Source organism: Mesorhizobium sp. M4B.F.Ca.ET.089.01.1.1 (assembly GCF_004022605.1).
Taxonomy (GTDB): domain Bacteria; phylum Pseudomonadota; class Alphaproteobacteria; order Rhizobiales; family Rhizobiaceae; genus Mesorhizobium; species Mesorhizobium abyssinicae.
The window spans coordinates 1-416 of the sequence record NZ_RZOS01001502.1 but is presented as its reverse complement, the minus strand read 5'-3'; the positions used below and the strand labels follow the sequence as shown (position 1 = coordinate 416).

Genomic DNA, 416 nt, shown 5'->3' with positions numbered 1-416 from the left:
GCCGAGGTTCCTTTCCAAAACCTCGGTCACGAAAGCCTCGGCCGAGAGCGCGGCGAAATCGCGCGTGAAGGGCTGCTCGACCAGGGCCGCGAAGCCGAGGCGCGACAAGAGGCGCGCCTTCATCGGCGGCGGCGTCAGCACGAAGAGCGGGATTTCGGGCCTGAACACTTTTCGCGGATGCGGCTCGAAGCTCAGCACCAGGGCTGGCGCGCCGCGGCGCCGGGCTTCGGCGAGCGCGCGCTCCAGCACCGCCTGATGGCCGCGATGGACGCCGTCGAAATTGCCGATCGCCACCACGCCGCCGCGCAAATGGGCGGGCAGCGGCGACGTCGCCGAGATGCGGTCAAAGGGTTTCGAGGTTTCCGTCATGGAACGCCCCTATTGCAGTCTCGGAATGACGGCGACCGGGCGGTAGC

The 416-nt window shown here is 68.5% G+C and carries 1 protein-coding gene; it reads right to left on the bottom strand.

What is annotated here, in order from left to right:
- On the bottom strand, positions 1-369 hold a 369-nt coding region (locus EN780_RS38070; protein ID WP_145971060.1), incomplete at its 3' end, for an adenylyltransferase/cytidyltransferase family protein.
- Between the last annotated feature and the right edge of the window lie 47 nt (positions 370-416).